The sequence below is a fragment of the Amycolatopsis sp. BJA-103 genome (assembly GCF_002849735.1).
Lineage (GTDB): Bacteria > Actinomycetota > Actinomycetes > Mycobacteriales > Pseudonocardiaceae > Amycolatopsis.
The window spans coordinates 8,358,533-8,375,056 of sequence record NZ_CP017780.1; the positions used below are offsets into that span (position 1 = coordinate 8,358,533).

Annotated in this window: 17 protein-coding genes and 2 tRNA genes; 9 read left to right on the plus strand and 10 right to left on the minus strand. The window is 68.1% G+C overall.

Annotated elements, in window-relative coordinates; all coding sequences use genetic code 11:
* Positions 1 to 11 precede the first annotated feature (11 nt).
* Together BKN51_RS43765 and BKN51_RS37680 are read right to left on the minus strand one after the other, a co-directional pair.
* Positions 12 to 1,226, minus strand: a complete 1,215-nt coding sequence (locus BKN51_RS43765; protein WP_101612115.1) for a DUF4241 domain-containing protein — start codon at positions 1,224 to 1,226, stop codon at positions 12 to 14.
* Positions 1,227 to 1,395: 169 nt separating this feature from the next.
* A complete protein-coding gene (locus BKN51_RS37680; protein WP_101612116.1) occupies positions 1,396 to 2,034 on the minus strand; it encodes a TetR/AcrR family transcriptional regulator in 639 nt (212 codons plus the stop codon).
* 96 nt (positions 2,035 to 2,130) lie between these two features.
* Here BKN51_RS37680 and BKN51_RS43400 point away from each other — a divergent pair, with 96 nt between their 5' ends.
* Positions 2,131 to 2,274: a hypothetical protein gene (locus tag BKN51_RS43400; protein WP_158255751.1), complete on the plus strand. Its 144-nt coding sequence runs from the start codon at positions 2,131 to 2,133 to the stop codon at positions 2,272 to 2,274.
* Between the two features lie 46 nt (positions 2,275 to 2,320).
* The gene (locus BKN51_RS37685) at positions 2,321 to 2,701 is read left to right on the plus strand and encodes a VOC family protein (RefSeq protein ID WP_101612117.1); all 381 of its coding nucleotides are present in this window, start codon (positions 2,321 to 2,323) and stop codon (positions 2,699 to 2,701) included.
* Positions 2,702 to 2,753: 52 nt separating this feature from the next.
* Here the strand turns inward: BKN51_RS37685 and BKN51_RS37690 are convergent, their stop codons facing one another.
* From BKN51_RS37690 to BKN51_RS37705, 4 genes are read right to left on the minus strand one after another with little or no spacing between them, the layout of a single operon-like run.
* On the minus strand, positions 2,754 to 3,143 hold the full coding sequence (locus tag BKN51_RS37690; protein ID WP_101612118.1) for a VOC family protein: 390 nt from the start codon (positions 3,141 to 3,143) through the stop codon (positions 2,754 to 2,756).
* Complete coding sequence (locus BKN51_RS37695; RefSeq protein WP_101612119.1) at positions 3,140 to 3,430, minus strand: ArsR/SmtB family transcription factor; 291 nt, start codon at positions 3,428 to 3,430, stop codon at positions 3,140 to 3,142. Before BKN51_RS37695 ends, BKN51_RS37690 begins: the two co-directional genes overlap by 4 nt.
* Positions 3,431 to 3,474: 44 nt before the next feature.
* Positions 3,475 to 4,119, minus strand: coding sequence for a response regulator transcription factor (locus tag BKN51_RS37700; protein ID WP_101612120.1), 645 nt, complete (start codon positions 4,117 to 4,119; stop codon positions 3,475 to 3,477).
* On the minus strand, positions 4,110 to 5,261 hold the full coding sequence (locus tag BKN51_RS37705) for a sensor histidine kinase (protein ID WP_101612121.1): 1,152 nt from the start codon (positions 5,259 to 5,261) through the stop codon (positions 4,110 to 4,112). Before BKN51_RS37705 ends, BKN51_RS37700 begins: the two co-directional genes overlap by 10 nt.
* A 134-nt stretch (positions 5,262 to 5,395) precedes the next feature.
* On the opposite strand from BKN51_RS37705, the gene BKN51_RS37710 reads away from it, so the two are divergent.
* Positions 5,396 to 6,046, plus strand: coding sequence for a DedA family protein (locus tag BKN51_RS37710; protein ID WP_101612122.1), 651 nt, complete (start codon positions 5,396 to 5,398; stop codon positions 6,044 to 6,046).
* Between the two features lie 43 nt (positions 6,047 to 6,089).
* On the opposite strand, the gene BKN51_RS37715 is transcribed toward BKN51_RS37710, so the two are convergent.
* The 4 genes from BKN51_RS37715 to BKN51_RS37730 all read right to left on the minus strand — a co-directional run bounded on the left by BKN51_RS37715 (position 6,090) and on the right by BKN51_RS37730 (position 12,106).
* Complete coding sequence (locus BKN51_RS37715; protein ID WP_101612123.1) at positions 6,090 to 7,250, minus strand: alkaline phosphatase PhoX; 1,161 nt, start codon at positions 7,248 to 7,250, stop codon at positions 6,090 to 6,092.
* A 292-nt stretch (positions 7,251 to 7,542) separates the two neighbouring features.
* Positions 7,543 to 9,945, minus strand: coding sequence for an endopeptidase La (gene lon / locus BKN51_RS37720; RefSeq protein ID WP_101612124.1), 2,403 nt, complete (start codon positions 9,943 to 9,945; stop codon positions 7,543 to 7,545).
* A gap of 335 nt (positions 9,946 to 10,280) precedes the next feature.
* Positions 10,281 to 11,129 carry an SAM-dependent methyltransferase gene (locus BKN51_RS37725; RefSeq protein ID WP_101612125.1) on the minus strand — a complete coding sequence of 283 codons (849 nt, stop codon included), beginning with the start codon at positions 11,127 to 11,129 and terminating at the stop codon, positions 10,281 to 10,283.
* A 38-nt stretch (positions 11,130 to 11,167) separates the two neighbouring features.
* Entirely contained in the window at positions 11,168 to 12,106 is a 939-nt protein-coding gene (locus tag BKN51_RS37730; RefSeq protein WP_101612126.1) for a GNAT family N-acetyltransferase, read from the minus strand.
* A gap of 280 nt (positions 12,107 to 12,386) precedes the next feature.
* On the opposite strand from BKN51_RS37730, the gene BKN51_RS37735 reads away from it, so the two are divergent.
* From BKN51_RS37735 to BKN51_RS37760, 6 genes are all read left to right on the plus strand, one after another.
* The gene (locus BKN51_RS37735; RefSeq protein WP_101612127.1) at positions 12,387 to 15,002 is read left to right on the plus strand and encodes a putative bifunctional diguanylate cyclase/phosphodiesterase; all 2,616 of its coding nucleotides are present in this window, start codon (positions 12,387 to 12,389) and stop codon (positions 15,000 to 15,002) included.
* Between the two features lie 79 nt (positions 15,003 to 15,081).
* Positions 15,082 to 15,154, plus strand: a tRNA-Thr gene (locus tag BKN51_RS37740).
* A 50-nt stretch (positions 15,155 to 15,204) separates the two neighbouring features.
* Positions 15,205 to 15,277 (plus strand) — tRNA-Met (locus tag BKN51_RS37745).
* A gap of 45 nt (positions 15,278 to 15,322) precedes the next feature.
* The gene (gene rpmG / locus BKN51_RS37750) at positions 15,323 to 15,487 is read left to right on the plus strand and encodes a 50S ribosomal protein L33 (protein ID WP_005152047.1); all 165 of its coding nucleotides are present in this window, start codon (positions 15,323 to 15,325) and stop codon (positions 15,485 to 15,487) included.
* A gap of 88 nt (positions 15,488 to 15,575) precedes the next feature.
* Positions 15,576 to 16,025 (plus strand): MaoC family dehydratase N-terminal domain-containing protein, encoded by a 450-nt coding sequence (locus tag BKN51_RS37755; protein WP_101612128.1) that lies wholly within the window; start codon positions 15,576 to 15,578, stop codon positions 16,023 to 16,025.
* Positions 16,022 to 16,426 carry a MaoC family dehydratase gene (locus tag BKN51_RS37760; RefSeq protein ID WP_101612129.1) on the plus strand — a complete coding sequence of 135 codons (405 nt, stop codon included), beginning with the start codon at positions 16,022 to 16,024 and terminating at the stop codon, positions 16,424 to 16,426. The genes BKN51_RS37755 and BKN51_RS37760 overlap by 4 nt, the downstream gene beginning before the upstream one ends.
* Positions 16,427 to 16,524 lie beyond the last annotated feature (98 nt).

Below are 16,524 nucleotides of genomic sequence, written 5' to 3' on the forward strand. Positions count from 1 at the left end.
ATGATGCTCGCTCAAGCTGTCGATATCCGAGCGTCGTTGAGGATCAGCATGTCGGTGACGAAGCAGACCGGGGTGCCGTCGGCCGCCCGGCCGATCCAGGTCGGATAGCTCCCGTCACCCCAGCCGGTGGTGAACGCGATGATGTTCCCGTCTGCTCCGGCGGGAGTCACTTCGCAGAAGGGATCCACCTCGGTGAACTTCTCCAGGAGTTCGTCGTCCATCTCTTCGGGAAGTGCCGTGACATCGGCGAAACAGCCTGTGCCGCTGTCCACGCCGTAGCCGTAGAACTCCCCGTCCCCGAGAAAGAGCGCGTCCTGCCCCGGCCAGAGCGCGGCCTCCCAGGTGACCGCCGGAACGTCGGCGACGACGAGTTTGGCGGCGGCGGCCCGTTCGTGGGCCGGTTCGTCGACGAACCGGATCATGGCGAGCTCGACCCGGTACGCCCCGGGCGGCACGGTGACCGTGAAATGCCCGGCTTCCGCATCCAGGAAGGCCGGATCCGAGGCGACCAGCCTGCCGCTGGGCATCCGGAGTTCCCCGGCGTCCCGAAGTTCGATTTCGACGAGACTTCGGCTGTCGCTCAACGAAAAGCGTGTACCCGCGGTGAACATCCCGTCCAGGTCGGAAGGGCGCAGGGGAACGGAAGGGCGCCAGGGACGCTCTTCGGCGGGCATCGGAGGATCGGTCTCGGGAGCGTCCGGGGTCCGGAGGAACAGCGGCCCCGAGTTCGCGAGCGGTTCCCAGTCGCCGAAGGCGGGCTTCGGCATGGTCAGCTCGGACACCGGCTTCCGTACGTGGCCACTGCTGGAACCGCCGCCGTAGCCGCGGGGAGCCCGGTGCACCCACCCCTCGCCGTCGGGGCCGAAGGACAGCTCCGTCCGGCCGGCGGTCTTCTTGTCGAACTCCTCCTGGTCATCGGATTTGTAGTGCCACTGCTCGACTTTCATCAGGAACAGGGCGCCGTCTTCGAGCAGGCGATACTCGAACGAAGCGCGGCGCCTGCCCTGTTCGTCGATGTGATGGCAGCGGGCGAAGCGGTGCTGCCAGGCGATTTCGAGCAGCACCGGCGGAATCTCGGTGCCTGGACGCACCAGTGCGACGGCGTACTGCTCGCCGGTGGCGTCCCGTTCCCGGGCGGTGCCGGGGGCGAGCCTGCCGACCAGTGCGCGGGCGACCGGATCCCAGCCCTCGCAGTGGATGACGTCGAACGAAGTCCCCTCAGACATGGGGCGAACCTAGCGGGTCCCCCCGACAAGACCCCTAGGATGCCCCTCAGACCGAAGGGGGACAACGTGTTCGCGATCCAACCGTGGCACCTGCTCATCCTGCTGCTGGCGATCGTCTTCGTCGGGGCCGTCATCGTCGCGGTGGTGATGGCGGGACGGAACCGGTGAGCTACTCGCGGATCGCGTAGTCACCGAAGGCGGGTTCCAGCAGCTCAAAGGCTCGCTGGGTCGCCTTCGTCAGTGCCGCCGCGATCTCGTCGTTGCTTTCGCCCGCGTGTGACCGCCGGAGGACGTCGCGGAACAGGACGCGGTCGATCGCGTTGAGTTCGGCGGCCGCCATGATCGGGGTGACGTCGTCCGCGTCGGCTCCGGTCTCGGTCGCGAGCAGGTCGGCGAGCGCCTCTTCCCGGAGCTCGTGCAGTTCGCGCAGACGTGCGGTCAGGGTCGGGCTCTCCAGCACCATTTTCGCGAAGACCGGCCCGGTGAAACCGATCACGGGCGAATGCGCCGCCACCGCGTCCAGGAAGGTGCGCCGTAGCGCGGCCAGCGCCGACTCACCCGTCTTCCTGGCACGGACGGCGTTCGCCAGCCCGTTCGTGAACTCCTCGTGCTGGTCCAGCGCCAGGTCTTCCTTGCGCGCGAAGTAGTTGGTGACGGTCTTCTTCGCGACCCTCGCCGCCGCGGCGATCTCGGCGATCGTCGTCTCCTCGAAGCCCTTCTCGATGAAGAGCTGCGTCGCCTGGTCGGAGATCAGCTGCCGCGTCTCCTGCTTCTTGAGCTCTCGCAAACCCACATCCGTGCTGGTCATGGGCGAAGTTTACCACCGTCGTAAAAATATCCTTGACTTACGGTAGGTCGGATGTAAACTTACGTCCGTACTACTGACTGAGAGAGAAGAGGCTCCTTGACCGCTCGAATCCCCCAAGGCAACGAAGGCATCGACCGCGCCCAGGTCCGCCGGGGCGACCGCCGCCATCAGCAGCCGTTCCCCGGTCGCTCGACGCCGGTGCGCCGCTCGATCGGCGTCCCGCGCCGCCGGTCGTACTGACCGATCAGCTCATCCGAAACGCACTGCCGACCGAAGGGGACAGCCCATGAACGTTCTTGCTTCCACCGTCTCGCTGACCGTCGACGACGTCGCCGCTTCCAGCCGCTTCTTCATCGAGCACTTCGGCTTCACGGAGCAGATGGCCGCGGAAGGTTTCGTGTCTCTCGGGCATGAAAGCGCGAAGCTGGCCATCGTCCTGCTCCAGGCGGGGATCGAGGTGCTGCCGGAGGATCTGCGGCAGCAGCGCGCGTCCGGAGTGATCGTGGCCTTCACGGTCGAGAATCTCGAAGCCGAGGAGAAGCGTCTCCGCGAAGAGGGTGTCGAGATCACGTTGCCGCTGAGGGAAGAGCCGTGGGGAGAGCGTCTCTTCATGGTCACCGACCCGAACGGCGTACCCGTGGAACTCGTGGAATGGGTGCAGCGGTAAGGAAAAACGACGCCGGGGCTCGGTCCACAGTGAACCGAGCCCCGTGCGGGAACTACTTCATCGTGGCGAGCTGGATCAGGTTGCCGCAGGTGTCGTCGAAGACGGCGGTGACCACCGGGCCCAGGTCGACGGCGTCCTGGGTGAACTCGACGCCCAGCCCCTTGAGCCGCTCGACCTCGGCGAACACGTCGTCGACGGCGAACTGGGTGAACGGGATCCCGTCGCCCACGAGAGCGTTCTTGAACGGCTTCGCCGCGGGGTGGCCGTCCGGTTCCAGCAGGAGCTCGACGCCGTCGGGATTCGCGGGGGAGACCACGGTGAGCCAGCGGGCGTCGCCGGTGGGCACGTCGTGCTTCTTGATGAACCCCAGTTTCTCGGTGTAGAAGGCGAGCGCCTTGGCCTGGTCGTCGACGAAAACGCTGGTGATGTTGATGCGGATCACGGGTTCGGTTCCTCTCGGTCGATGGGCCACCGCTCGGCGATCGAGCGCAGCGGGCTCGTGTCGAGGTGGTGGAACTTGTAGCGGCCCTGCCGCCGGGTGTGCACCAGACCGGCCTGTTCGAGCATCGCGAGATGCTGCGAGATGGCCTGCCTCGACGAGGAAAGACCGTGTTTCATGGTCAGCCGTCCGCAGAGCTCGAACAGCGTCTGACCGTCTTTCTCGGTCAGCTCGTCCAGGATGGTTCGCCGCGTCGGGTCGCCGATCGCCTTGAACAGGTCGTCGTCCACGTCCCCGTTATAGGCAAGTCGTCACTTGCCTGTCAAATCGGGGGTCAGGAACCCAGGTAGCGCAGGATGGCCAGGACACGGCGGCTGTAGCCGGCGGTGTTGGTCAAGCCGAGCTTGTCGAAGAGAGCGTTCACGTGCTTCTCGACGGCGCTCTGCGACACGTACAGCGACTCGGCGATCCCGGCGTTCGTGTGGCCCTGCGCCATTTTCTCCAGCACTTCGCGCTCGCGGGCGGTCAGCTTCGCGAGCGGATCGGTGTGCGTGGTCCTCGCCAGCAGCCGCCGGACCACCTCCGGATCGAACGCCGCCCCGCCCGCGGCGACCCGGTCGAGCGCGTCCAGGAATTCGCCCACCTGGGCGACCCTGTCCTTCAGGAGATAGCCGACGCGTTCGCCGTCACCGGTGATCAGCTCGGCGGCGTAGCGCTTCTCGACGTACTGCGAGAGCACCAGCACCCCGATGTCCGGCCAGCGTTTCCGGATCTCGAGCGCCGCGCGGAGGCCCTCGTCGGTATGCGTCGGTGGCATGCGGACGTCGGTGACGATCACGTCCGGCTGATAGGCGGCGGTCGTCGAGAGAAGCGCTTCGCCGTCGCCGACCGACGCCACGACGTCGTGCCCCTCTTCGATCAGCAGCCGGACCAGCCCCTCGCGCAGCAGGGTCGAGTCCTCGGCGAGGATCACTCGCACGGCAGCACCGCCGTCACCACGGTCGGACCGCCGGGCGGGCTGGTCACGGTGAACTCCCCGTCCGCCGCCGCCACCCGCCGCGCGAGGCCGGAAAGGCCGCCGCCGGACTCTCGCGCCCCGCCCGCGCCGTCGTCGGTGATCCGTACTCGCACCCTGTCCCCGTCCCGCCCGGCCTCGATGTCGATCCGCGTCGCCGCGGCGTGCTTGATCGTATTGGTGACCGCCTCGGACGCGACGAAGTAGACGACGGTCTCGATGGCCGCGGGTGGCCGTTCCGGCAGGTCGACGCGCAGGTGGACCGGTACGCCTGAGCGTTCCGCGAGCGCCTCCAGCGCGGGGTGCAGCCCGTCGGAGTCCAATGCGATCGGATACACCCGCCACGAGACCTCGCGCAGGTCTTCGAGGGCGCGCTGGGACTCCTCGTGCGCCTGCCGGAGCAGCTCCGACGAGTGGTCCGGATCGCCGGTACGCCGCGCCCGGCCGAGCAGCATCCCGAGCGCGACGAGCCGCTGCTGGACGCCGTCGTGCAGGTCCCGTTCGATCCGGCGGCGCTCGCCGTTGACCGCTTCGACCACTTCGGCGCGGCTCGTCGCCAGTTCGGAAACCCGGCGGCGCAGTTGCTCTTTCTTGCTGGGCCCGAAAAAGTGCCTCGCCAGCTTGCGTTCCAGCGTCGCGATCCCGACGAGTCCTTGCAGGGCGAGGAAGAGGAGCAGGGCACCGAAGAGGCCGATGGTGATGAAGTCGTACCAGGTCGAGGGCGCGCCGCCGCCGGGTGACTCGCCGTTGAACAGCTGGACGACGATGATCGCGCCGGAGAGGGCGCCCCAGAGGATCAGGGCGAAGACCCCGGCGCCGAGCAGGCCGACGACGCACCGCGGGACGAGGTAGGTCATCGCGCGGCGTCCGGTGTAGTCGGTCGCGTTCTCGGCGCCGAGGTACCTCTCCAGCCGCCGTCGCTCCACTTCGGACAGAACGCGGGCACCGGCGAAGACAGGCCTCCGCAGCGAGGGGATCGCGAGCGCGATGCCGCCGAAGAGGACGTAGAAGAACTCGGCGAACGCCGTCGCGGAGCCGATGGCCAGGCCCAGCGTGCCGCGGAGCATCTTGCGCAGGTAGCGGCGCGTGGCGGCCGGAACAGGCATAACGCCAGGCTAGCGGGGTATCCGGAGATCGGTACTGAGGTTTTCCGCAGTGATCTGTGCCGCTTCACCGCAGGGTGCGGAACCCGGGCAATTCGTACGTTCGTTGAAACCGAAGACGACCACGAAAGGCCGCCATGAACCTCCTCCTCGCCCAAGCCGCCAGCGAACCGATGGGCGGCCTCGCCGGCTGGGCGGTATCGCTGATGGACTCATTGGGAGGTCCGGGAGCCGCGATCATCGTCGGGCTGGACAACCTGTTCCCGCCGATCCCCAGCGAGCTGGTGCTGCCGCTCGCCGGGTTCTCCGCCAGCCAGGGGACGTTCACCCTGGTGGAAGCGCTGGTGTGGACGACCTTCGGGTCGGTCGCCGGCGCGATCATCGTTTACTACCTCGGCCAGTTGCTCGGCCGCGACCGCACGCGCCGCTGGATGGCGAAGATCCCGCTGGTCAAGGCCGCGGACTTCGACAAGACGGAGGCCTGGTTCCAGAAGCACGGCACCAAGGCGGTGTTCTTCGGCCGGATGGTGCCGATCTTCCGCAGCCTCATCTCCCTGCCCGCCGGGATCGAGCGCATGCCGTTCTGGCGCTTTTTGGCCCTGACGACGCTGGGCAGCCTGATCTGGAACACGGTGTTCGTCCTGGCGGGCTATGCCCTCGGCGAGAACTGGCACCTGGTCGAGGAGTACGCCGGGTTCTTCCAGTACTTCGTGATCGCGGCCGTCGCGGTCGCGGTGATCCTCTTCGTCGTCAGCCGCGTCCGCGAAAAGAACCGCACCAACGCCTGAAGCCGTACGGGGCGCCTGGATCCAGGCGCCCCGTACGCGTGTTTCAGGAGCGGAACGGCCCGGTCACCTCGTAGGTGATCCCACCGGACGAAGACCCGGAAGTGCCGCGCTGCGACGAGAAGTACAGCCGGTTCCCGGCCGGGGTGAACGCGGGGCCGCAGATCTCCGACGAGCTCTGGCCGCCGATCCGCAGGAACGGCGCCACGATGTCGTTCGGCGTGATGATGCAGATCTCCATGTTCCCGCCGTCTTCGGCGACGAACAGATCGCCCGACGAGGTCCCGGTGACGTTGTCGACGCCGGTCAGCGGCGCCGAACCGGGGCTCACCAGCGAATCGTCGTAGGCGAGTTCGTAGGTGCTGGTGGTCAGGTTCAGTTGCCAGACGCGGTTGTCGCCCTTGGTGGTGAACCACGCGGTGTCGTTGGCGTAGTGCAGTCCTTCGCCACCGTTGAACCGCTTCGCGCCGGAGACCTGGTTGCGCGTGGCCGTCGGCGAGCCGTCCGGGTCGGGCACGTTCGCCCAGGTGAAGCCGCCCGAAGTCGCCGTGCCCGCCTTCAGCACCTGCAGCGTTCCGGCGGAGAGGTTGCCCCAGGTCGTCGGGACGAACCGGTAGAGGCAGCCGTCCGAGGTGTCCTCGGTCAGGTAGACGACCTTGCGCACCGGGTCGGCCGCGGCGGCCTCGTGCTTGAACTTCCCCATCGCGGGCCGTTGGACGGCGGCCGTGGCCGGTCCGTTCGGCTGACACTCGTAGACGAACCCGAGGTCGACCTCCTCACAGGAAAGCCAAGTGTTCCAAGGGGTCTTGCCGCCCGCGCAGTTCTGCCGGGTGTTCGCCAGCACGCGGTGGGCGCCGGTGATGTTCCCGCTCGCGTCGAATTTGACCGCGCTCGCGCCTCCGCCGGGGGTGATCTCCGAGTTCGACACGTAGATCCAGCCGCTGCCGTCGGCGAACACAGCGCCGCCGTCCGGCGCGCTGTGCCAGGTGTAACCGGTGCTCGCGACCTGCTGGCCGGAGCGCGCGATGACGCGGCTGGTGAATCCCGCCGGCAGCTGGATCCCGTTCGCGTCGGCGGCCTGGAGCGCGCCGTACGGGCTGGGACCGTTCTGCGCGGGAGCGGCCAGTGCCGTCCCCGAAAGCCTGTTTCCGAACGCCGTGACGCCGGCGCCGACCACGGCCGCGCGCAGGAAATTCCGTCGCTTCACTCGTGCCTCCGAGACATCCGCTGATGTGGTGGTGCGGGAAGGAGCGGATCGGAGAGTACGGGCGGAACGGGACTTCCAGGTGAATTCGCGGCGTATTCACCGGTGGGAGAGAACTTTCGTAGGGACCCTTCACCAGGCCTTATTTCCCTCGCTGTGCGGAGCGGTGTCGCCGCGTTGTTCGGCGATGTCGATGGCGAGGAGTATCCGGTCGAGTGGAGCGCATCCGCCATCGCGGTGATGACGCCGAAAGCCCCGGATCCTGGGCAGGATCCGGGGCTTCGGCCTCGCGCCGTTACGCCGCTTGGGCGACCGGAGCCGTCGCCGGGGCCAGCGCGATGTCCAGCACGTCACGGACGTTCGCCACCGCGTGGACGTCCAGCTGGGCCAGCACTTCGGCCGGGACGTCATCGAGGTCCGGCTCGTTGCGCTGCGGGATGATCACCGTCTTCATCCCCGCCCGGTGCGCGGCCAGCAGCTTCTGCTTGACCCCGCCGATCGGCAGCACGCGCCCGGTCAGCGACACCTCACCGGTCATCGCGACGTCCGACCGCACGACCCGGCCCGAAAGCAGGGACGCCAGCGCGGTCGTCATCGTGATGCCCGCGCTCGGCCCGTCCTTGGGCACCGCGCCCGCCGGGACGTGCACGTGGATGCCGCGGTCCTTCAGGTCGCCGACCGGGAGTTCCAGCTCCGCGCCGTGCGAACGCAGGTACGACAGCGCGATCTGTACCGACTCCTTCATCACGTCGCCCAGCTGACCGGTCAGCGACAGCCCGGTCGAACCGGATTCCGGATCCGCCAGCGACGCCTCGATGTAGAGGACGTCACCGCCGGCGCCGGTCACCGCCAGTCCGGTCGCCACGCCGGGGGTCGACGTGCGCTGCGTCGACGCGGGCAGCGAAGACTCCGGCAGGTGCCGGGGACGGCCGAGGTAGGTCTCGAGCCCGTCGGCGTCGATCGTCAGCGGCAACTCGGCCTCGTCCAGCGCGACCTTGGTCGCCACCTTCCGCAGCACCTTCGCGATGGTCCGGTTCGCGTTGCGCACCCCGGCTTCCCGCGTGTACTCGGCGGCGATGCGGCTGAACGCGTCGTCGGTCAGCGTGACGTCGTCCTTGCCGAGGCCCGCGCGGTCCAGCTCGCGGGGGAGCAGGTGGTCGCGGGCGATGGTGACCTTCTCGTGCTCGGTGTAGCCGTCGAGGGTGACCAGCTCCATCCGGTCCAGCAGCGGGCCGGGGATGGTCTCGAGCGCGTTCGCCGTCGCGAGGAACACGACGTCGGACAGGTCCAGCTCGACCTCGAGGTAGTGGTCGCGGAACGTGTGGTTCTGCTCCGGGTCCAGCACCTCCAGCAGCGCCGCCGTCGGGTCGCCGCGGTAGTCGGCGCCGACCTTGTCGATCTCGTCGAGCAGCACGACCGGGTTCATCGAGCCCGCTTCCTTGATGGCGCGGACGATCCGGCCGGGCAGCGCGCCGACGTAGGTGCGGCGGTGACCGCGGATCTCGGCCTCGTCGCGGATGCCGCCGAGCGCGACGCGGACGAACTCACGGCCCATCGCCTTCGCCACGGACTCGCCGAGCGAGGTCTTGCCGACCCCGGGAGGACCGGCGAGCGCGAGCACGGCACCCGAACGGCGTCCGCCGACCGGCCCGAGACCCGACTCCGCGCGGCGCTTGCGGACGGCCAAGTACTCGATGATGCGTTCCTTCACGTCGTCGAGACCGGCGTGATCCGCGTCGAGGATCTCGCGCGCGGCGGCGATGTCGTGGACGTCGGTGGTGCGGTTGTTCCACGGCAGTTCGAGGACGGTGTCCAGCCAGGTGCGGATCCAGCCGCCCTCGGGGGACTGGTCCGACGTCCGCTCCAGTTTGTCCACTTCGGACAGTGCGGCCTTCTTGACCGCGTCCGGCAGCTCGGCGGCCTCGACGCGGGCGCGGTAGTCGTCGTCGTTGGCGGTGCCGTCGAGTTCGCCCAGTTCCTTGCGGATCGCTTCGAGCTGGCGGCGCAGCAGGAATTCCTTCTGCTGCTTCTCCATGCCCTCCTGGACGTCCTTGCGGATGGTGTCGGTGACCTCGAGTTCGGCCAGCTGCTCGCGGCTCCATTCCAGAGCCTTTTCGAGACGAGCCGAAACATCGAGCGCGGACAGCAGTTCGAGCTTCTGCTCGGTGTTCAGGTACGACGAGTTGCCCGCGAGGTCGGCGAGCGCGGACGGGTCCTCGACCTCCTGGACGGCGTCGATCATCTGCCAGCCGCCTCGCTGCTGGAGGATCGCGAGGACGACGCTCTTGTACTCGGTCGCGAGCTTCGCGGAGTTGTCGTCGGTGGTCTCGGTGGCGGGCTCGGCGTGGACCCAGCGGGCGGCGCCGGGACCGTCGGCGATGCGGCCGACGACGGCGCGGCGGGTACCGCGCAGCAGTACCGCGGTCTTGCCGCCGGGCACGCGGCCGATGCGCTCGACCGTCGCGATGGTGCCGAGTCCGGCGTACTCGCCGTGGACGCGGGGAACGATCAGCACCTCGGCCTTGGCGGCGGTGCCGGAGCGGATCCCCGGGAAGGAAGCCTGGGCAGGCGTGTTGGCCTGGGCGGACTCCACCGCGGCGCGCGTCTCCGTGTCGGCGAGGTCGAGCGGGACGATCATGCCCGGCAGCACGACGTCGTCATCGAGCGGGAGGACGGGCAGGAGGCGGTTGTCGGTCATCTGTGCACTCCTCGGTTAGTTGAGTCTGCCTAGCTCAACTCTCCGATCGACCCGTTTGTTTCCTCCCGCTGTTCGCCGTCAGCGATCACCCCAACCCTCCGACCTTCGCGCCCCAACGCGTCGCGTTTAGCCCGCTAAACGCGACGCGGACGCGGGAAACATCGGATGTGTCGGGTGGATCGGACGCCGCGAAAGCCACTTTCGGGACGTCAGGTGTCCCGAAAGTGGCTTTCGCGACACTTGTCCCCGTCCGCACTTCACGCCTCCGACCTCCGCGCCCCAACGCGTCGCGTTTAGCCCGCTAAACGCGACGCGCACCGCGCAAAGGTCGGACGTCAGGGGTGGACCGAGACGCCGCACCAGGCGAACGGCCGGGCGCCCAGTTCGTCCCGTCGCAGCTCCCGCACCGGCCGCCAGTCGGGCAGGTGGACGAGGCCGGGCTCAAGCAGCGGCCACTCCCCGAAGAGCGGTTCGATCTCCTCGCGGTCCCGCATCCACACCGGGTTGCTCGTCTTCCGGTACTGCTCGACCATCCAGCGCAGCCCGTCCGCGTCCTCGCCGGTCTGGCCGCCGAAGCTCATGTGCGAAAGCCCCAGCCAGCTGCCCGGCGCCAGCGCGTTCCGATAGGTCGCGACCAGCGCGGGCGGATCGTCGTGCGGTCCGGCGAAATGCAGCACGGCCATCATCATCAGGCACACCGGCTGCGAGAAATCGATCAGCCGCAACGTCTCCGGATGCCGCAGGACGTCCTTCGGCCGCCGCATGTCGGCGTGCACGATCCCGGCCCAGTCGGTCGCCTCGTGCCGCTCGAGGATCAGCTCCGCGTGCGCCACTGCCACCGGCTCGTAGTCGACGTACACGACCTTCGCCGTATCGCCGGGCTCCAGCTCTTCTTCGACGATCTCATGCACGTTCCCGGCGGTCGGGACGCCGGAACCCAGATCGACGAACTGCCGGATCCCCGCGTTCAGCGCCGCGCGCACGACACGGTTCATGAACTCGCGGTTGTGCCGCGCGCCCGGTTTGACCCACCGCCACTGGCGTTCCAGCCCGCGGGCGAACTCGCGGTCGACGGCCCAGTTGTGGGTCCCGCCGAGATACCAGTCGTAGATCCTCGCCGCGGACGGCTTTTCGGTGTCGACCCCGGTCGGCGCCACCGGGGCCGCGTCATCTTCCCTGGTCACGGAAAACCCCCTGATCGTCGAAGATCAGCCTATCGGGATCAGGGAACCGCCGGTCGCCGCTGCCAGTACGTCCAGAGCGGCCGGTAGCCCTGCGCGTACCAGAACGGCGTCGAGCGCGGATTGGCCAGCGCGTGGTGCAGCAGCACGGCTTCGGTCCCGCATTCGTCGAAGATCTGGTGCGCGTGCGCCGCGAGCGCCGACCCCACCCCGCTCGAACGCGCCGGCTCGGCCACCGCCAGCGAAGACAGGTAGCCGACCCGCTCGGCCGCGACCCGGTTCCCGATCCATGAGGTCTCGTCGGGGAACTGCACCCGCACCATGCCCAGCGCACGCCCGTACAACTCCGCGATCCACAGCGTCGGGTTTTCCCGCTCCAGCTGTTTCGACAGGTCCGCGGTGATCGCTTCCTCCGCGCCCTCGCGCAAAGTGACCGAACCGAACTGCGCGTCATAGCGCTGCAATTCCAGCTCGAGTCCGACGGCGGTTTCGAGATCATCGGCTTCGGCGGGCCGGATGTGCACTCCGGGAGTGGCGGGCGGTCCCGTCACGGCCAGCCGGTCGGCCGGGCGGACCGCGATCACCAGCACCGGAGCGAATCCGCGGCGCAGCAATTCGGCCGAGCCGGGCGAATCGCGGCTGGGCCGCACCACGGTCGCCGCGGTTTCGACATCCCCAGGTGGGGCGACCGCCTTCAGATGTTCATCCCATCGGGTGAGTAATGCGTCAAGGGCCGCTTCCGGGCGGGGTCCGGTGAGACGCGCTTCGAGGCGATGTTCGACGAGCGCTCGCCACGGAGAGTCAACAGAATCCGGGCCCGCCTCAGTCCGTACCGACAATCCGGCGGCGGCCGAGTCGCCTTCTGTCGCGGAGAGTGACACGGAGCCCTCGACAGGCTCCAGTGCAGGCATTTCCGGGAGCAGGGCGTCCACGGTGGCGAGCCGCTCGGCATGCCCGGCGGCGATGGCGTGGCTATTCATAGGACTATTCAAGCCCCTACTGACGGGTCCGCAGGGAACTTCACGACATTGGCTCGGCCGTGGCGCCAGGTGACTTCCGGTAGTCGGAAGGAACGCGAATAACGCTCCCATTTCACCCCTTGGTCCACGCAGGTCAGCGCGACGCGCCCATTGTTAACCCTGGGGTGATCTCATACTGTCTCGAATGGGACTTGGGTACGCCCTCCGGGGTACTGTATTGCCCTCGTCCCCGAGGTCGCGGTAGGACAAGACCGGTTGGGCAGCCGGGAAGGAAGGTCGGATGCCGGACACGAACGGCAGGCCCGTGAGCGCCGCACAGGCAGCACCGGGCAAGGGAGGCGCCGTTACGGAGGCTCGTACCGACGAGCGACGGTTCCGCGTCTACACCTTCGCGGTACTCACCATGGGCATCGCCGCCGCGGCCGCGGTCAGCCTCTGGCTGGACTTCGAGGCCTCGGACGACCTGTTGTGGATCGGGCCGATCCTCGCGCTCGCGTTCCTCCTGGCCGAACAACTCGGCATCAACGTCGACGTCCGCAGCGGTATCTCCTGGACGATCTCGTTCACCGAGATTCCCCTGGTCATCGGATTCTTCGTCGCACCCTTCGAAGTCGTCCTCGCCGCGCATCTCGCGGCGGGCATCGGAACCCTGCTGGCCCGCAAGGTCGCGGGCCGGGTCCTCTACAACGCCGGCGCGTTCCTGCTGGAGATCACCGGCGCGTTCGCCGTGGCAGGACTGGTGAAACAGGCCTCCGGCGCCCAGGACATGACCTGGATCGCCGCGCTGGCAGGCACTTTGACCGCGCCGCTGGTCAGCACGCTGCTCGCGCTCGCCGCCGTCCGCGTCCTGCGCCGCCGCATGCGGGTCAGCACCGCGATCCGGCTGACCGGCCGCATCCTCGTCGTCGGATTCGTCAACGCCTCGGTCGGCCTTTCCGGCTATTTGGTCATTTCCGGGACGCCGAAGGCCTGGCCGCTCGTGCTGGCCGTCTTCCTCGGGCTCACCGCGTTGTACTGGGCGTACTCCGATCTGCTCCGCGAACAGCGCGACATGGAAGCGCTGTCCGACGTCAGCCTGATGGTCGCCCGATCCGGTCAGCAGGCCGCCGCGCGTCCCGCCGGGCGGGCCGACGAGCTCGTCGGCGGCGTGGACGTCCGCGAGTGGGCGACCATCGCCGAACGCATCAAGGACCAGCTGGCCGCCGGCCGTGTGGTGCTCAGGCTGCGGCTGGAACCCAAGGACACCATGCGGATGGTCGTCGCGGGCGACGAACTGCCACCCGTCGACCCGGCCGCCGACGACCCGTTGCTGCGCCTGCCCGGCGCGCACGTCCGGCACTTCCGGATCACCGAAGCCAATCCCGACGTCCGTTCCGCGTTGCTCGACCGCGGCGCCCAAGAGGCACTGGTCGTCCCGCTCCGCAGCGCGAACCAGCTCCTCGGCGTCGTCGAAGCGCACGACAGGCTGTCCCGCTGGCGTGGTTTCGGCAAGTACGACGTCCAGCTGCTCGGCACGATGGCCAGCCACCTCGCGACGTCGCTGGACAACCGGCGCCTGCTCGCGACCCTGCGCCACGACGCGTACCACGATCCGCTGACCGGCCTGCTCAACCGGCCGGGCTTCCGTCAGGTCGCCAAGGAACCGTTGCGGGAACAGGTCGACGCGGTCGTGCTGCGGGTCGACCTCGACGTCTTCTCCACCGTCAGCGACGCCCTCGGTTACGTATGGGCCGACAGGATGGTCATCGCCGCCGGTCGCCGTATCCGCGATGCGCTCGGCCCCGACGTCCCGCTCGCCAGGCTCGAAGGCGCGTCCTTCGCGGCGCTCCTCGTCGGCTGCGCGCCGGGACGCGCCCAGGCCGCGGCGGAACTGCTCCGCGCGGAACTCGTCGCCCCGTACCCGGTGGACCGGCTTTCCGTCGAAGCCAACGCGATGATCGGCTACGCCACCTCGTCGGCGGAAGACGACGACCAGGTCGACGTCGACGGGCTCCTGCAGCGCGCCGACGTCGCCGTCCGCGCGACCAAGGGCGGCGAAGAGGTCCGCGGCTACATGGCCAGCATGGGCCAGATCTTCATGCGCCGGTTCCAGATGGTCACGCAGTTCCGGCAGTCGCTCGAAGAAGGCCAGCTGAGCGTCCACTACCAGCCGAAGATCACCTTGCCGAACCGGCAGATCCAGGGTGTCGAGGCGCTGGTGCGCTGGGTGCATCCGGAGTTCGGCAGGCTCGGCCCGGACGAGTTCGTCCCGGCGATCGAAGCGGCCGGTCTCATCGGCGTCCTGACGTCCTTCGTGCTCGAAGAGTCGCTGAAGCGCGTACGAAAGTGGCTCGACGAAGGACTGCGCATCTCCGCCGCGGTGAACCTGTCGGTGCGAAACCTGGCCGACGAGGACTTCCCGACGAAGGTCGCCCGCGAACTCGATCGCTTCGGCATCCCGCCCGAGCTGCTCACCTTCGAGCTGACCGAATCCGGTGTGATGTCCGACCCGCAGAAGGCGCTGCCGATCCTGCGGGAACTGCACTCGCTGGGCATCGTGCTCGCCGTCGACGACTTCGGCACCGGCTACTCGTCGCTGGCGTACCTGCGGCAGCTCCCGGTCGACCAGGTCAAGATCGACAAGAGCTTCGTCCTCGGCATGGGCACCGACCTCGGCGACCTCGCCGTCGTGCGCTCCATCGTCGAACTGGGCCACTCGCTCGGTCTCACGGTCGTCGCCGAGGGTGTCGAGGAGGACGTCGCGCGGGATCAGCTCGAGGCGATGGGCTGTGACGTGGCACAGGGCTACCTCATCTCACGGCCGCTGCCGGAGGACCGCCTGGAGGCGTGGCTGCAGGCCCGCACGGCGCGCTCGCCGGGACGACACTCCGAGACCGTCTTGACCCTGCTGACCTGAGGTTTTGCGGTAACCTGCCCCCCGCTCAAGGCCCTTCAACCGGCCTGCTAATCTTTCCAAGTCCTCGCGAGAGGGCAAGGCCCCTTTAGCTCAGTCGGTAGAGCGTTTCCATGGTAAGGAAAAGGTCTACGGTTCGATTCCGTAAAGGGGCTCGCAACCTCAACCGCGTCACGCTAGCGTGTCGCGGTTAGGGTTATGTAAGGGCGGTGTAGCTCAGCTGGCAGAGCAAGCGGCTCATAATCGCTGTGTCGCCGGTTCAAGTCCGGCCACCGCTACGCGGTAATCCTGGGTATCCCAGGCCTAGTAGAGAAGGAAATGCTGTGGCTGCCACTGACGTGCGACCGAAGATCACGCTCGCGTGTGAGGAGTGCAAGCACCGCAACTACATCACCAAGAAGAACCGGCGCAACAACCCGGATCGCCTGGAGATGAAGAAGTTCTGCCCGAACTGCGGTACGCACCGGACTCACAAAGAGACCCGCTGAGCGTCTGGCGGTTCTACAAAGTCTCACCCGAAGCCGTCCTGGTCACCAGGGCGGCTTCGGGCATTTCCGGGTTAGGTAGCCTGCTCGGGTGGCCTTGGACCAGTCGTTCACCGGGCGGGCATACCCGCCGACCAGTACCTATGAAGTGAGTCGCGAGAAGATCCGGGAGTTCGCCGACGCGCTCGGCGACGCGAACCCGCTCTACCGCGACACCGAAGCGGCGAAGGCGGCCGGTCACCCCGACGTCATCGCACCGCCGACGTTCCTCACGATCATCAACCTCGCTTCGATCAACGCGATCGTCTCCGACCCCGAGCTGGGGCTCGACTATTCGCGGATGGTCCACGGCGACCAGCGGTTCACCTACACGCGGCCGGTGCACGCGGGCGACGTCCTGTCGCTCACCACGTACATCGACAACATCATGACCCGCGCCGGGAACGACTTCATCAACCTGCGCGCCGAGATCTCCGGCGCCGACGGCGGCCCGATCGCCACCACGTACGCCCAGCTCGTGGTCCGAGGGGAGGGCGCGTGAGCACGTTCACCGCCGGAGAAGAACTGTCGCCGCTGACCATCGACGTCACCAGGGACCAGCTGGTGCGCTACGCGGGCGCTTCGCTGGACTTCAACCCCATCCACTGGAACGAGGCCTTCGCCAAGGAAGTCGGCCTGCCGGACGTCATCGCGCACGGGATGCTGACCATGGCGCTCGGGGCAAGGCTCGTCACGGACTGGCTCGGCGACCCCGGCCGCCTCGTCGACTACTTCGCACGCTTCACGCGCCCCGTGGTCGTGCCGAACGACGGCGCGGCGACGATCGAGTTCACCGGGAAGGTCGCCGTGGTCAACGACGACGGCACCGCGCGGATCGACATCACCGCCAAGTTCGACGGCAAGGCCGTCCTCGGGAAGGCCCAAGCGGTCGTCCGCGCCTGACCCTCGTGAGTGGAGTTGGTCGCAGGTCCGTGAAGGCCTCCTTGCCTACCCTGAAGGTAGTGAAGGGGGCCTTCACGGACTACTGGGGCGAGCCTGGG

Excerpts from the sequence above, each read along its gene's own strand:
- BKN51_RS43765 (WP_101612115.1), bottom strand. The coding sequence starts at position 1,226 with ATGTCTGAGGGGACTTCGTTCGACGTCATCCACTGCGAGGGCTGGGAT.
- BKN51_RS37680 (WP_101612116.1), bottom strand. The coding sequence starts at position 2,034 with ATGACCAGCACGGATGTGGGTTTGCGAGAGCTCAAGAAGCAGGAGACG.
- BKN51_RS37685 (WP_101612117.1), top strand. The coding sequence starts at position 2,321 with ATGAACGTTCTTGCTTCCACCGTCTCGCTGACCGTCGACGACGTCGCC.
- BKN51_RS37705 (WP_101612121.1), bottom strand. The coding sequence starts at position 5,261 with ATGCCTGTTCCGGCCGCCACGCGCCGCTACCTGCGCAAGATGCTCCGC.
- BKN51_RS37710 (WP_101612122.1), top strand. The coding sequence starts at position 5,396 with ATGAACCTCCTCCTCGCCCAAGCCGCCAGCGAACCGATGGGCGGCCTC.
- lon (WP_101612124.1), bottom strand. The coding sequence starts at position 9,945 with ATGACCGACAACCGCCTCCTGCCCGTCCTCCCGCTCGATGACGACGTC.
- BKN51_RS37730 (WP_101612126.1), bottom strand. The coding sequence starts at position 12,106 with ATGAATAGCCACGCCATCGCCGCCGGGCATGCCGAGCGGCTCGCCACC.
- BKN51_RS37735 (WP_101612127.1), top strand. The coding sequence starts at position 12,387 with ATGCCGGACACGAACGGCAGGCCCGTGAGCGCCGCACAGGCAGCACCG.